Source organism: Streptomyces sp. NPDC043176 (assembly GCF_056436715.1).
The window spans coordinates 97,733-111,546 of record NZ_JBWKCA010000023.1 but is presented as its reverse complement, the minus strand read 5'-3'; the positions used below and the strand labels follow the sequence as shown (position 1 = coordinate 111,546).

Genomic DNA, 13,814 nt, shown 5'->3' with positions numbered 1-13,814 from the left:
TCCAGTCACCGCCTCTACGCCCCAAGGAGCCTGTGTGAGCCAGCCCCGCCGCACCTCTCGTCGCCGAGCGTGGACCGCGCTCACGCTGCCCGCCCTCCTGTGCGTACTCGCCGCGTGTTCCGCCGCCCCCGCGACCGGCGGGGGCACCGACGCCGCCGGGCCGGCGCGGGACGCCTCGCCGACGCCCACCGGACCGCCGGGAACCCTGTTCGACGACTTCGACTACACCGGCGCCGACGACCCTTCCCTCGCCGCGCACGGCTGGGAGATCCGTACCGGCGGAGGCGGCCCGGGGATCAAGGGCACCTGGAGCGCCGACGGCGCCGCCTTCCCCTCCGACCCGACGGCCGAGGGGGGCAAGGTCCTGCGACTGCGCTCCTCCACCGACGGCACCGAGGAGGGCACCACGCAGGCCGAGGTGCAGACCACGGGCCGGAACTTCTTCACGGGAACCTTCGCCGCCCGGGTCCACCTCAGCGACAAGCCCACGAGCGGACGCGACGGCGACCACGTCGTCCAGACCTTCTTCCCGATCTCCCCCTCGGACTCCTCGGAGAACTACAGCGAACTCGACTTCGAGTACCTGCCGAACGGCGGCTGGGGTTCGGTGGGGCCGCAGCTCGACAACGTCAGCTGGTACAAGGCCGACCCGCCGGACCGGGTCCACAACACCCTCAAGCGGCGCCTCGAGGGCTGGCACACCATGACGATCACCGCCATGGACGGAAAGGTCGTTTACTCCCTGGACGGCAAGGAGCTGTTCACCAGCTCCGGCAAGTACGTTCCGCGCGAGCAGATGGACATCCACTTCAGCAACTGGCTCATCGACCTCCCCTTCACCGGCGGCCCGCGCACCTGGGACATGAAGGTCGACTGGGTCTACTACAAGGCCGACGAGGCCGTCTCCCCGGCGGACGTCCAGAAGACGGTGGACGGTTTCCACGGCACCGGCACCGCCTACATCAACACCGTCCCGAAGCCCTGACCCCACCCGCCGCACGGACGCCCGCCAGGTCGGCCTCGCCGCCGTGGCGGGCGTCCCCCGTCCCAGCCACGGCGAGAAGGCCAAGGCCTTCGTCATCCGCCGCACCGGATCCACGGGTCACCGAGGAGTGGATCGGGGCCTGGAGCGAGCAGAACACGGCCGGCCACAAGTACCCCCGAGCCTCGTCGGGTTCCGCCAGACCCTGCCCACGACGGCGAACGACGACCGGCCACCGGCGACCGGCGAGATCCTCGAGCGCGAACTCGCCGCGCCACAGCAGAACCGAGCGGCACCAACGGCCACGGCCCCCCAGGGCTCGACTCGACCCAGTCGAAGGGCGCTCCGGTGGGTCAAGTGCGCCGGTCCCCACCTGGTCCCCGGAAACGATCGAGGGGCCGTTTCAGATCTCTCTGAAACGGCCCCTCGATCTACGACTCTTTCGAGTCGGGACGACAGGATTTGAACCTGCGACCCCTTGACCCCCAGTCAAGTGCGCTACCAAGCTGCGCCACGTCCCGGTGCCCGTCTGACCTGGGGTTTCCCCTGGCCGAACGCGCATGAGAACAATACCGCACTTTCTCGGGTGGTCACGAACGGCTTTCGCGGCGTGCGCGGGCAGGGGTGCGCGGGCGAGGGAGTGCTCACTCTGCGTGACACTCTGGTGCGCTGGGACGTGCGCCCTCACGCCCCCTGGCGGGGAGCCGGAAGGGGGGAAGGGGGGTCAGGGGGGCTCGCCACCTGGGCGGGAAGGGGGGCGACGGAGATCCGGAATGCCGCCTCTCTGATGATGAAGGTGCTGATGTGGTGAAGCGGGGGAGGTCACGGCCATATGCCCGGGAGTTCGTTGCCGTTGGCATGTGGCAGAAAGATGCCCACGGGGAAGGGACCCCAGATCGGACCGAGCAGGCCAAGAGCATGCGAAACACAGTCGGAAACAAACGTCAACCGTTCCGGTTTCGGCCAAAAATCGTGGCGATATTGCTCCACCCCGGAAAGATCAACACCATGAAGTGGTCGGCCTGTTCGGGACGGGGCCACTGCCGATGCACCACCTGCTCGGTCAACTCGCCGATCAGGAGCTTCGCGGGAGGGACTCGGATGGACAGCTACTTCAGCAGCCGCCTGCATCATCAGCTCAGGGAGACGGTCCGCGACTTCGCGGAGCGTGAGGTTCGGCCACGGATAGCCGAGATGGAGGCGTCCCGGACGGTCCACCACGAACTGTCCCGGCGCATCGCCGCGCAGGGCTGGTTGGGCGCGACAATCAGCCAGGAGTACGGCGGCATGGGGGCCGGCCACCTGGCCAAGACGATCATCATCGAGGAGCTCTCCCGGGTCAGCGGTGCCATGGGCGCCATGGTGCAGGCCTCGCAGCTGGGCACGGCGAAGATCGTCCACTTCGGCAGCGACGAGCAGCGCAAGACCTGGCTGCCGGTCATCGCCGCCGGTGAGTGCCTGCCGACCATCGCGGTCACCGAGCCCGAGTCCGGCGGTCACGTGCTCGGCATGAGCGCCAGCGCGGTACGGGACGGCGACGACTACATCCTGAACGGCAACAAGGTCTTCGTCGGCAACAGCCACGTGGGGGATCTGCACGGCGTCGTGGTCAGGACCGGTCCGGGATCGAAGGGACTCACCGCCTTCCTGGTCGAATCCGATCGCCCCGGGTTCAGGACCGGTCCGCAACAGACGGCGATGGGGCTCCACGGCTTCAGCTTCGGCGAGCTGATCTTCGAGAACTGCCGGGTGCCGGCCGCGAACCGGCTCGGCGACGAGGGCGACGGCCTGTCCGTCGCGTACTCCTCCAGCGTGCTGTACGGCAGGGCCAACCTCACCGCCGTCTCGCTCGGCATCCACCAGGCGATCCTGGAGGAGACCACCCGGTTCGCCTCCGAGCGCATCCGTTACGGCAAGCCGCTGCACGACCTCCCGACGGTCAAGCTGAAACTCGGCCAGATGCAGTCCCGGCTGATGACCGCCCGGCTGGCCGCGTACCACGCCGTGCACCTGCTCGACCAGGGCCGCTCCTGCGACGCCGAGCTGATGAACGCCAAGCTCGTCAACGTCGAGTCGGCGATCGACTCCGGCCGCAACGCCATGGAGATCCACGCGGCCGCGGGCCTCTTCACCGACCGCGCCATCGAGCGGTACCTCCGGGACGCGCACCACATCTTCGCCCCGGCCGGTACCTCCGACATCCAGCTCCTGCGGCTGGCGGAGGTCGCCCTCGGCCAGGACAAGGGCAGCTGGTCCGAGCGCCTGTCCGACCTGGTCCGCACGCCGGACCTGGAGCCGGTGCACGCCTGATCCACCCCATGGACGACGCGGCGGGGACGTCCCTCCCCCGCTCGCCCGACATGCCGGAGCCCCGGTACGGCCGTGGCCGTACCGGGGCTCCGGCATGTCACCGACCGGCGGTCAGAACATGCCGTCCTCACGCCGGTTGATCTGCTCCATCAGCTCGGCCGCCATCGCCTTGATCGTCTCGAGGCCGGCGCGCCCCCACGGCCGGACGTCGGTGTCGACCACGCAGATGGTGCCCAGCGCGACGCCGGTGCGGTCGATCAGCGGCGCCCCCATGTACGAGCGGATGCCGATCTCGTCCACGACCGGGTTCCCCGCGAAGCGCGGGTAGTCGCAGACGTCCTCCAGGACGAGGGCCTTGCGCCGGACCACCACGTGCGGGCAGTAGCCGTGGTCGCGGGCCATGTAGCGGCCGACACCGCCGGCGCCCGCGGCGGCCGCGCCGAGGTCGCTGCCCGAGTGGGTGCCCTCGGGGGTGTGCAGCCCGGCGAAGAACTGCCGGTTCTCGTCGATGAAGTTGACCATCGAGAAGGGAGCGCCGGTCACGTCGGCGAGCCGGTGGGCGAACTCGTCGAACGCCGGGTCCGGCCGTTCCCCGAGTCCGAGCTCACGCAGCCGCTGGACACGGGCCGGCGCCTCCTTGTCGATGGGGGTCAGCAGGAGGTGACCGGTCGGGTCGTAGGTCATGGTGTGGCTCCGTAGCTCGGCACGGTGTCCGGGATGGTGGTGAGCAGGTGCTGCACCAGGGTCAGCAGGGTGCGGATGCCGGAGCTGGAGATCCGGGCGTCGGTGAGGACGACCGGCACGTCCGGCTTGAGGTCGAGCGCCGCCCGTACCTCGTCGGGCTCGTAGCGGTAGGCGCCGTCGAACTCGTTCACCGCCACGACGAACCGGATGCCCCGCCGCTCGAAGAAGTCCACGGCGGAGAAGCACTCCTGGAGCCGGCGGGTGTCGGCGAGGACCACCGCGCCGAGGGCTCCCTCGGAGAGCTCGTCCCACATGAACCAGAAGCGCTCCTGCCCCGGTGTGCCGAACAGGTACAGCACGTGGCGGTCGTCGAGCGTGATGCGGCCGAAGTCCATGGCGACGGTGGTCGTGGTCTTGGACTCCACGCCCTCCAGGCTGTCGGTGGCCGCGCTGACCGAGGTCAGGAGCTCCTCGGTGCTCAGCGGTTCGATCTCGCTGACCGCGCCCACGAGGGTCGTCTTGCCCACGCCGAATCCGCCCGCCACCAGGATCTTGAGTGCGGTGGGGAAGGGGTCGGCAGCGGAACTGTCGTGGCGCTCAGAGCCGTTGTCGTAGGCCATCGAGCACTGCCTCCAGCAAGGAACGGTCGGTTGGGTTGGCGTGGAACCGGGGCGCCCTGGCGGTGAGCGCCCCGCAGTCCACGAGATCGGAGAGGAGGACCTTGGTGACCACGGCCGGGAGCCGTAAGTGCGCCGCGATCTCGGCCACCGAGGTGGGCCCGTCGCACAGCCCGAGGGCCAGGCTGTGCTCGGGCCCCATGTGCGTCTGGGGTGACGATCCGGTCGCCATCACCATCGACAGCAGGTCGAGTGCGGTGGTCGGCTTGGTCCGGCCACCGCTGACGGTGTACGGGCGGATCAGCCGGCCGGCCGCGTCGTCGAGCCAGGGCCCTTCCTGTGCGGACGTCGCGTTCACTGTCCGAGGCCACCCACCAGGCCGGCCGCCTGCCGGGCGGGGGTGACCAGGTACGGACGGACGCTCTTGACGAGCATCGCCATCTCGTAGCCGAGGACGGCGGCGTCCGCCTCGCGACCGGCCAGGACGGCCAGGCACGTGCCGGAGCCCGCGGTGGAGACGAACAGGAGGGTGGAGTCGAGCTCCACCACCACCTGACGGACCTCGCCGCCGTCGCCGAACCGCGCGCCGGCGCTGCGGCCGAGCGAGTACAGCCCGGAGGCGAGGGCCGCCATGTGGTCGGCGGCGTCGGGGTCGAGGCCGTGCACGGACTTCACGAGGCCGTCGGAGGAGAGCAGAACGGCGTTGCGGGTGTACGGAACCCGCTGGACCAGTCCGCTCAGCAGCCAGTCGAGGTCCGAGGAATGGCCGGTCGGCGCATTGCTCGCCATGGTGCATCTACTCCTTGTGCGCGTCGCCTGGACGCAGCGCTTCTTGGGGGGCGGGCTGGGATTCGGCGAGGCCGATTCCGCGCTGGAACGCGGCCATCAGACCGGGGTCGTGCAGGGCGTGCTCCTCGGACCTCCGGGCCACGGGTTCGTCGCGCAGCTGCGGGACGAGGTGCTCCTGGGCGCGCCGCTTGGGGAGCAGCGGACGGGCGGGGGCCTCGGCACGGGGGGCCGGGGGGAGCGGTGAGACCAGGGAGGCGGGCGGGGCCGTGTAGTCGGCACCGCCCTGCTGTCCCGGTATCGCGGGGGCGTGGTCGAAGTCCGCGTAACCGTTCGGCTGCGCACTCGTACGGGGGTACGCGAGCGAGCCGGACCCGGGGGTCTCCTCGTGGCGGAGGCCGGTCCGCTCGGGGGCGGGCGAGGAGTGCGGTACGGGGGCGGCGGGGGCCGTCCCGTTCATGGCCGCGGGCGCGGGCGCCGGGCGGTGGGCCGGAGCCTGGGGGGGCGCCGCGGGGGCGGGTGCCGTCACCGGGCCCGGCAGGGGGGCCGTGAGCGGGTTCGGCGCCGGGGCCGCCACCGGGTTCGGCGGGGCCTGGTGCGACGCGGCGACGGCCGGCTGGGACGGCGGCTGGGGCTGCATCTGGATCTGGCCGGGCGGGACGGCCGAGGAGCCGGCGGTGGCGGCGGCCTGCCGCTCGTGCTGCGCGAGCCCCTCGGGGTCGGCGCCGAGGAGGCCCTGCGGGAGGACCAGGACGGCCTGGACGCCTCCGTAGATGTTGGACTGGAGGCGTACGGCGATGCCGTGCCGCCGGGCCAGCGCCGAGACGACGAAGAGCCCGATGCGGCCGTCCTGGAGCAGGTGGGCGACGTTGACCTGGTCGGGGTCGGCGAGCAGGGCGTTCATCTTGTTCTGCTCGGTGACGGGCATGCCGAGTCCGCGGTCCTCGACCTCGATCGCGAGGCCCGCCGTGACGTACTGGGCCCGCAGCAGCACCGTGGTGTGCGGCGCGGAGAACAGCGTCGCGTTCTCGACGAGTTCGGCGAGGAGGTGGATGACGTCGGCCACGGCATGGCCCCGGAGCGTACCGTCGATCGGAGGTACGAGCTTCACCCGCGGGTACTGCTCGACCTCGGCGATGGAGGAGCGCAGCACCTCGGTCATGGTGACGGGGTTCGACCACTGGCGGCGCGAGATGGCGCCGCCGAGCACGGCGAGGTTCTCGGCGTGCCGGCGGATGCGGGTGGCCAGGTGGTCGACGTGGAACAGGCCCTTGAGCAGCTCCGGGTCCTCGACCTCGTTCTCCAGCTCGTCGAGGAGCTGGATCTCGCGGTGGACCAGGGACTGCAGGCGCCGGGCGAGGTTGACGAAGACCTCGACCTTCTGTTCGTTGCCGACGCTGCTGGAGAGCCGGGACGCCTGCACGACGGCTGCCACGGCGGCCTCGTGAGAGCGCGTCAGCTCCTGCGAGAGCAAGTCGAACTCGTCGCCCGTGGGGCCGCCCGTGGGCGGCGCGGGGCGGGGCGGGAGGCCCTCTCCCCTGCGCAACTGTTCGACGACCGTACGCAGTTCGCTCTGACCGCGGGCGCTGGTGCGGCGCAGGGCGTTACAGCGGTCGAGGACCGCCTTGGCGGCCCGGTCGGCGCCGAGCGCGGCGGCCGTCACGGAGGCGACGGTGAGGGCCGCGGCACCGGTGAGCGCGGCCCAGAGGCCGGGCGTGGGGCTGGCGCCGGTGGAGCGGATGGTGAAGAGGACGGCCGCCGCCCCGCCGAGTGCCACCGCGACGGCGGGAAGCACGGAGGTGCGCAGGAGTTGGGGGCGTATGCGGGCTTCCGTCGGGTGCGGCGTGGGGGGCTGTGCCGGCGGGGTGCTGCTGGTGCCGGGGGCGGAGCGGGCGCCTGGCCGGCCGTGCCGCCCGCCCTCGCGACGGTCGGACCGCGAGGCGGGTGCGCGAAGTTGAGACATGAGTGTCCTTGGTACGTGCCCGGAAATCGGCGTACTGCGGGAGTTTTCTGCGGGGTCTACGGGGGGTTATCTGGGGGGGATGCGATGAGCCTATCGATGATCATCAACCACACACTGTAGTCGTCAACCGTTCATGTGCGGTGCGCAGTTGGCAAACTTACCCGTAGTGCGGCCCGGTCTGGTATCACTCCCCGTCCGGCAGGCCGAGAAGCATCGGCCGAAAGTCGACGGCATCGCCCCGGCCAGCCTCGCTGAGCAGGAACGGAAGAGGGCGGAGGCGTTCTCACGCCTCCGCCCTCTGCGGAAATCGTTCCTGACCGGAATCCCCCGGGAGGGGGCGCGGACCGGCCGGTCGGGATGCTTCTCAGGGAGTGCGGGCCGCCTCGGGTGCTCCGCGACCGCTGCCCTCGCCGGGCTCTTCGGACGACCGGCCGGTGACCGGGTCCGCGTCCGTCTCCGCCGCGCCGGCGGGCGTCCCGTGACCGTCGGTGAGACCGGAACCTCCCCAGCCACCTGCGGGGACCCGGGCCACCGCGCGCCACCAGGGGGCGTCCGGGAGCCGCTCGGCGCCCGGCTCGAAGGGCTGGCCGGGGATGGGCAGGGCGATCCGCTGGGCGGCCCCCACGGCCGCCTCCACGGTGCCCTCGCCCGGCTCCGCCCACGGGTGCGGGGCCAGGTTGAAGGTGCCCCAGTGGATGGGCAGCATCACACCGCCGGGCCCGCCGCCCTGGAGGTCCAGGTGGGCCCGCATGCCCTCCGCCGGGGTCATGTGGATGTCGGACCAGAACTCCGAGTAGGCGCCGATCTGGATCATGGTGGCGTCGAAGGGGCCGTGGGCCGCGCCGATGTCCTTGAAGCCGGAGAAGTAGCCGGTGTCGCCGCTGTGGAAGATCCGGTGGGCGGGTCCGGTGACGACCCAGGAGGCCCAGAGGGTCATCTGCCGGTTGCGCAGGCCGCGGCCGCAGAAGTGGCGGGCGGGGGTGGCCGTGAGCGTCAGCTCGCCGATCTCGGTGGACTCGTTCCAGTCGAGTTCGCGCAGGCGGGAGGCGGACACGCCCCAGCGCTCCAGGTGCGCGCCGACACCCAGGGGCACCGCGAAGACCGTGTCGGTGGTGGCGAGCGCCTTGATGGTGGGCAGGTCGAGGTGGTCGTAGTGGTCGTGCGAGATCACCACGACGTCGACGGGGCCGAGCGCGGCGAGGGGCACCGGCACCGGGTGGAGCCGCTTCGGGCCGGCGAAGGGGAACGGGGAGCAGCGTTCGCCCCAGACCGGGTCGAAGAGGACCCGGTGGCCGTCGATCTCCGCGAGGACGCCGGAGTGCCCCATCCACGTGAGGCGCAGCCCGGTGGCCGGGGGCTTGGCCAGGTCGGCCACGGTGGTCGGATGGACGGGGATCGCGCCGGTGGGGGCGCGGCGCGTGCGTCCTTCCTTGTCGAAGTAGATCTTGGCGAACTCGACGCTGGACCCGGAGGGGCCGCGGCGGGCCGGTTCGGGGTTCTGGAAGATCCCGTCCGCGAAGTTCGGCGAGCGTCGGATGCGGGCGAGGCGCGCTCCCGCGGGATCCGCGCCGAAGGACTCGGGGCGCAGCGCGCGCAGCCGGGCCCGAGGCGAACGGTCGGAGCCGGTACCGGTCACAGGACCTCCTGATCTCTGGGGGTCGTTCCATTATGGGCGGCCCGCGCCCGGAACGGCCCGGGCGGTCGGCCATACTGAATCGCTGTTCAGTACGGCCGACCGGCCGACCGTCCTTTCCGAGGAGCCGCGCGATGAGTACCGCCCCCCTGCTTTCCGTCGGCTGGACCGACCACGTGACCGGGCGCCGGGGTCACCTGGTGGTCGACCGGCTGGTCCGCGGCGTGGCGAGCGGCGGCCTGCGCATGCGCGAGGGGTGCACGGCCGAGGAGGTCGCGGGGCTGGCCCGCGGAATGACCATGAAGGAGGCGCTGCACTACGACCCGACGGCCCGGTACGTGCCGCTGGGCGGCGCGAAGGGCGGCATCGACTGCGACCCCCGCTCCCCGGAGGCGTACGGCGTCCTGGTGCGCTACCTGCGCGCCATGCGGCCGTACGTCGAGCGGTTCTGGACCACCGGCGAGGACCTGGGGCTCACCCAGGACCTGGTGGACCGCGCGGTGACCGAGGCGGGCCTGGAGTCCTCGGTGCAGGCCGTGTACCCGCTCCTGGACGACGAGGCGGCGGCCCGCCGGCGGCTCGCCGACGCGTTCGCGATCGAGGTGGACGGCATCGGCCTCGACGAGCTGGTCGGCGGCCTGGGGGTCGCCGAGTCCGTGCTCGTCGCCCTCGACCGGGCCGGCCGGGAGGCCGCCGGGACCCGGGTGTCGGTGCAGGGGCTCGGCACCATGGGCGGCGCGACCGCCCGGTTCCTGGCGCGCGCCGGGCTGCGGGTGGTCGCCGTGGCCGACGTCCGGGGCTCGATCGTGAACCCCGACGGGCTCGACGTGGAGGCGCTGCTCGCCGCCCGCGACGCCCACGGCACCGTCGACCGCTCCGCGCTGCGGTCCGGGGACCGCGAGGAACCCGGGGACGCCTGGCTCTCGGCCGACGCCGAGGTCCTCGTCCCCGCAGCCGTCTCGTACGCGATCGACGCCGGGAACCAGGCGCGCGTCACGGCCCGCTGGATCGCCGAGGCGGCGAACATGCCGGTCCTGCCCGACGCCGAGGAGGCCCTTGCCGCGCGCGGGGTGACCGTCCTGCCGGACGTGGTGGTGAACTCGTGCACCAACGCCTGGTGGTGGTGGACCCTCTTCGGCGACATCGAGGCCGACGCCGAGCAGGCCTTCGACCGGGTGCGCGGGGCCATGCGCACGCTCGTCGCCGGGATGCTCGACCGGGCGGCGGCGGACGGCACGACTCCGCGCGCCGCGGCGCACGCGCTGGTGGCGGAACGGCTGCCGGTGATCGCGGAGCGCTACGGCTGGTACTGATCCCGCCACGCTCCGACACGTTTGATGATCATGCCCTTGTCATGTGCTGTGTAGGCTGCACGGCGTGGCGAGAGTGCGGTTGAGCGTGTCGGAGCGGCGGGACGAGCTGTTGCGGGCGGCCGTCGAACAGATCGAGGCCCGCGGTGTCGCGGCCGTCCGGATCTCCGACGTCGCCTCCGCGCTCGGCGTGAGCAACGCCCTGGTGCTCTACCACTTCTCCACCAAGGAACAGCTGGTCGCGGCCGCTTTCGCGCACGCGGCCGAGGCCGACCTCGCCCAGCTGCGACGTCTGCTCGGACGCCGCTCCTCGGCGGTGCGGCGGCTCCGGGCGGCGGTGCGCTGGTACGCCCCGACCGGGCAGGCCAAGGGCTGGCGGCTGTGGATCGAGGGCTGGGCCGCCTCCCTCCGCGACCCCGGACTGCGCCGGGTCGCCACCTCGCTCGACCAGGAGTGGAAGGCCGCGCTGACCCGGGTGATCGCCGAGGGCGCCGCCGCCGGGGAGTTCCGCTGCCCGGACCCCGCGGCCGCCGCCTGGCGCCTCACCGCCTTCCTCGACGGGCTCGCCGTGCAGACCACCGCCTACGCGGGCTCCCTGTCCCGCACCGCCATGCTCCGCTGGGCCGACGCCGCCCTCGACCGCGAGCTGGGACTGCCGGGCGGGGACACCCACCCGGCACCGGGCGAAGGACCGGACGGGGACTCCGCACCGGCGGTCGGCGAAGGACCGGACGGGGACGCCGCTCCGGCGGTCGGCGAAGGACCGGACGGGGAATCCGCTCCGGCGGTCGGCGAACACCCGGCCGGGGACTCTGCACCCGGTCGGAGCGGCCACGACACCGAGGGGCCGGCGGGCGCCGGGTCCTGACAGGATCCGGCCTCCTCCCCCGTCGCCCGAAGAGGCGGAGGGAGCCGAGACCCGACAGGACCGGGTCCCTCCCCGTCGACCGAGGGGGCGGAGAGAGCCGACGCCGGACAGGTGCCGGCCGCCTCCCCCGTCAGAGGAGCTCGAAGACCGCCGAGACGGTGACCTGCTCCTCGATCTCGCCGGGGGCGAGGGGAACGGTGGGCTCGTCCGCGGGCATGCCGGCGGCCGCGCCGATGCCGGGCCGCACGGACTCGCCCTCGCTGAGCGAGACCAGCCGTCCGAGCCGGTGCCCGCTGAGCCGGGCGTGCTGGGCCGCCTTGTCGTACGCGTCCTGGTACGCGGCCTCACGTGCCTTCGCCCGCAACGCCGAGGGGTCGGCGACGTCGAAGACGACGCCGTTGATCCGGCCCGAGTCCCCGGTGGCCTCGTTGACGGCGCCGATGACCTGCCCCGTCCGGTCGATGTCGCGGACCTTCACGGAGAACGACTGCCCCGCCTGGTACCCGGTCACCTTGCTCTCGCCGTCGGTGTTCTGGGTGTACGCCGGCGAGAGGGAGAGGCTGTCGGTACGGATGTCCCGGTCGGCGATCCCCTGCTCGTGCAGCACCTCAAGGAGCGCCTTGGCCGCGGTGCTCTGCGCCGCCATCGCCTCCTTCGCCGTCTTGCGGGTGGCCTCGACGCCGACGGAGAGGATCGCCAGATCGGGCGCGGAGGAGGCGCGGCCCTGCCCGCTGACGGTCACCGTCGCGGGCGCGGGCTCCTCGGCGGCCGCGCGGAGGGCCGGCCTCGCGGGCGCGGCGGCCAGGGCCGGGGCGGCGGTGCCCACGAGGAGGCCGCCGAGCACGACGGTGGCGGCGAGCAGACGGGCGGTGCGGGCGGCGCTGGGCCGGCGGGTCGTCACAGGCGTTCCCTTCGGGGATGGGTGCCGGGGCTCCGGCGGGCACATCCCAGCACCCTGCGACGCCGCCTCCCGCGCGCCACTCCTGACCAGCGGCTCCCTTCACCTCTCCGTACCATCCGGGCCGCTCCCGGCGCGGGCCCTTTCAGGTCTGCACGAGCGGTGCGTACGCCTCGGGGCGCAGCCCGAACGTCCAGGCGACCCCCTCCCGGGCGGTCCGCGTCGACGGCGGCACCCGCAGCCAGTAGGTGCGGTGGGTGCCGTCGGGCTCGGGCGTGGAGTTGACCACCTCGACCATCACCACGTCCTCGTCGTCGGCCGACTCGATCCGCCAGAGGACACCCGTCTCGTCCCGGTGCCCGGGCCGGGCGCCCGCATCGGCGAGGTAGCGGTCGTAGCCGTAGTACTCCAGCATCACGCGGCGCAGTTCGGCGTTCGTCTCCTGCCGTATCCGCTCGGGGGTGAGGTCCGCGAGGCCGGCCAGGAAGGCGGCGGGCACCGGCATGCCCCGCCAGACGTGCAGGGCGAACCCGTCGGGGAAGGCGAGCGCGGGCCCGTCGCCCCGGTCGAGCCGCCCGGCCTCGTCCCGGTGCAGCTCGGCCGGCCTCTCGCACACCACGGCGACGTTCTCGTACGGCCACCACCAGCCCGCGTGCTCGGCGACCGCGGCGAGCCCCGCGAGGCGCTCGCCGTGCCCGTCGAAGGCGGCCAGCCACGCGGCGTCGTGCTGCCCGAGCACCGCGTCGAGCAGCAGCAGCCGCACGGCTGTCTCCACCCGAGCGGACCCGGCCGGACCGCCGGCGCCGCCCGGACCGACGTCAGCGGCCGGGACGGCGGCGGCCCGGCCGCCCGGGGTGGTCGCCTCCCCAGCCGCCTCGGCCGCCTCGGCCGCCCCAGCCGCCCCAGCCGCCTCGGCCGCCTCGGCCGCTCCAGCCTCCCCGGCCGCCCCCGCGACGGCGTCCGTCACCCCGGCCCGGATCCTGTCGGCGAGGGTGCGCGTCAGGTCCCAGAGGGCCGCGCCGGTGGTCCGCCAGTGGTCCGCCCAGCCGGCCGGGCCGAGCGCGTCGTGGACCCGGCGCCGCTCCTCCGCCCACGGCCGGGTGCGCACCTCGTCGCGTACCGAACGGCCCTGGTCCGTCAGGCCCCTCAGGAGGGCGACCGCGGCCAGCGGCGACTCGGCCCAGAGCACGCGGCGCGGCTCCGCGAGGCCCGCCGTCCGGTAGGCCAGCCGGACGCCGGCCTCGGCGGCGGTGCGGTCGGCGGGTCCGGTGGCCGCGGCGACGGCCCGCCACTTGTCCCGCACTGTGGTGTCGTTCATGTCGGTCTCCCCCACGTCCTGAGCTCCTGTCCGGCGGACGTCAGTCCGCGATGATCCGGTACGCCCCCGGCACGTACTCCCGCTGGCGCACCACCCGGTACCAGCCCCTGGGCAGCGGGATCGGGGCGTGCTCCTCGTGCACCACCCGGCCGCCCTCGGGCAGTTCGAGCAGGAACGGGCCGAACGGCCCCTGCTCCCGCACGAGCCGGCCGGGCCCGGGGATCGCGTGGGCGTGCCCGGTGACCTCGCCGAGGGCGAGGAGCAGGCGGCCCCGGGCGTCTCTCGGCTCGCCCGCCGCCGTCCTCGCGCGTGCCGGAACGGCCGTCTCCTCGACGGGCACGATGAGCACGTCTCCCTGCCGGTACATGGCTCTCCCCTCGCCGTTCGGCACGGTCCGCCGAACACGAGGACGACGCTAGAGGCCGCCACTGACAACCGGTCCGGT

Annotated in this window: 12 protein-coding genes, 1 tRNA gene and 1 pseudogene; 4 read left to right on the top strand and 10 right to left on the bottom strand. The window is 73.1% G+C overall.

Features of this window, described 5'->3' with window-relative positions; genetic code table 11:
• The first annotated feature begins 34 nt into the window (after positions 1–34).
• Positions 35–985 (top strand): glycoside hydrolase family 16 protein, encoded by a 951-nt coding sequence (locus AC067A_RS30470; protein ID WP_479245891.1) that lies wholly within the window; start codon positions 35–37, stop codon positions 983–985.
• Positions 986–1,429: 444 nt separating this feature from the next.
• Here the strand turns inward: AC067A_RS30470 and AC067A_RS30465 are convergent.
• Positions 1,430–1,503 (bottom strand) — tRNA-Pro (locus AC067A_RS30465).
• A 580-nt stretch (positions 1,504–2,083) separates the two neighbouring features.
• On the opposite strand from AC067A_RS30465, the gene AC067A_RS30460 reads away from it, so the two are divergent.
• The gene (locus AC067A_RS30460) at positions 2,084–3,292 is read left to right on the top strand and encodes an acyl-CoA dehydrogenase family protein (RefSeq protein ID WP_479245889.1); all 1,209 of its coding nucleotides are present in this window, start codon (positions 2,084–2,086) and stop codon (positions 3,290–3,292) included.
• A 111-nt stretch (positions 3,293–3,403) separates the two neighbouring features.
• Here AC067A_RS30460 and AC067A_RS30455 read toward each other — a convergent pair whose 3' ends face one another.
• From AC067A_RS30455 to AC067A_RS30430, 6 genes are all read right to left on the bottom strand, one after another.
• Positions 3,404–3,976 (bottom strand): GAF domain-containing protein, encoded by a 573-nt coding sequence (locus tag AC067A_RS30455; RefSeq protein ID WP_479245887.1) that lies wholly within the window; start codon positions 3,974–3,976, stop codon positions 3,404–3,406.
• Positions 3,973–4,596 (bottom strand): GTP-binding protein, encoded by a 624-nt coding sequence (locus AC067A_RS30450; RefSeq protein ID WP_479245885.1) that lies wholly within the window; start codon positions 4,594–4,596, stop codon positions 3,973–3,975. Before AC067A_RS30450 ends, AC067A_RS30455 begins: the two co-directional genes overlap by 4 nt.
• The gene (locus AC067A_RS30445; RefSeq protein WP_479245883.1) at positions 4,574–4,951 is read right to left on the bottom strand and encodes a DUF742 domain-containing protein; all 378 of its coding nucleotides are present in this window, start codon (positions 4,949–4,951) and stop codon (positions 4,574–4,576) included. The genes AC067A_RS30450 and AC067A_RS30445 overlap by 23 nt, the downstream gene beginning before the upstream one ends.
• A complete protein-coding gene (locus tag AC067A_RS30440; RefSeq protein WP_017236638.1) occupies positions 4,948–5,382 on the bottom strand; it encodes a roadblock/LC7 domain-containing protein in 435 nt (144 codons plus the stop codon). Before AC067A_RS30440 ends, AC067A_RS30445 begins: the two co-directional genes overlap by 4 nt.
• 7 nt (positions 5,383–5,389) lie before the next feature.
• The gene (locus tag AC067A_RS30435) at positions 5,390–7,342 is read right to left on the bottom strand and encodes a sensor histidine kinase (RefSeq protein WP_479245880.1); all 1,953 of its coding nucleotides are present in this window, start codon (positions 7,340–7,342) and stop codon (positions 5,390–5,392) included.
• 364 nt (positions 7,343–7,706) lie between these two features.
• A complete protein-coding gene (locus tag AC067A_RS30430; protein ID WP_479245879.1) occupies positions 7,707–8,978 on the bottom strand; it encodes an MBL fold metallo-hydrolase in 1,272 nt (423 codons plus the stop codon).
• A gap of 131 nt (positions 8,979–9,109) precedes the next feature.
• Between AC067A_RS30430 and AC067A_RS30425 the strand changes: the two genes are divergently transcribed.
• Positions 9,110–10,288 (top strand): Glu/Leu/Phe/Val dehydrogenase dimerization domain-containing protein, encoded by a 1,179-nt coding sequence (locus AC067A_RS30425; protein ID WP_479245877.1) that lies wholly within the window; start codon positions 9,110–9,112, stop codon positions 10,286–10,288.
• Between the two features lie 64 nt (positions 10,289–10,352).
• Positions 10,353–10,940 (top strand): annotated as a pseudogene (locus tag AC067A_RS30420) (TetR/AcrR family transcriptional regulator); the annotation flags it as partial.
• Positions 10,941–11,283: 343 nt separating this feature from the next.
• On the opposite strand, the gene AC067A_RS30415 reads toward AC067A_RS30420, so the two are convergent.
• From AC067A_RS30415 to AC067A_RS30405, 3 genes are all read right to left on the bottom strand, one after another.
• Positions 11,284–12,054: an SIMPL domain-containing protein gene (locus AC067A_RS30415; protein ID WP_479245876.1), complete on the bottom strand. Its 771-nt coding sequence runs from the start codon at positions 12,052–12,054 to the stop codon at positions 11,284–11,286.
• A gap of 142 nt (positions 12,055–12,196) precedes the next feature.
• Positions 12,197–13,369 (bottom strand): DUF6745 domain-containing protein, encoded by a 1,173-nt coding sequence (locus AC067A_RS30410; protein ID WP_479245874.1) that lies wholly within the window; start codon positions 13,367–13,369, stop codon positions 12,197–12,199.
• Positions 13,370–13,409: 40 nt separating this feature from the next.
• Positions 13,410–13,736: a hypothetical protein gene (locus AC067A_RS30405; RefSeq protein WP_479245872.1), complete on the bottom strand. Its 327-nt coding sequence runs from the start codon at positions 13,734–13,736 to the stop codon at positions 13,410–13,412.
• Between the last annotated feature and the right edge of the window lie 78 nt (positions 13,737–13,814).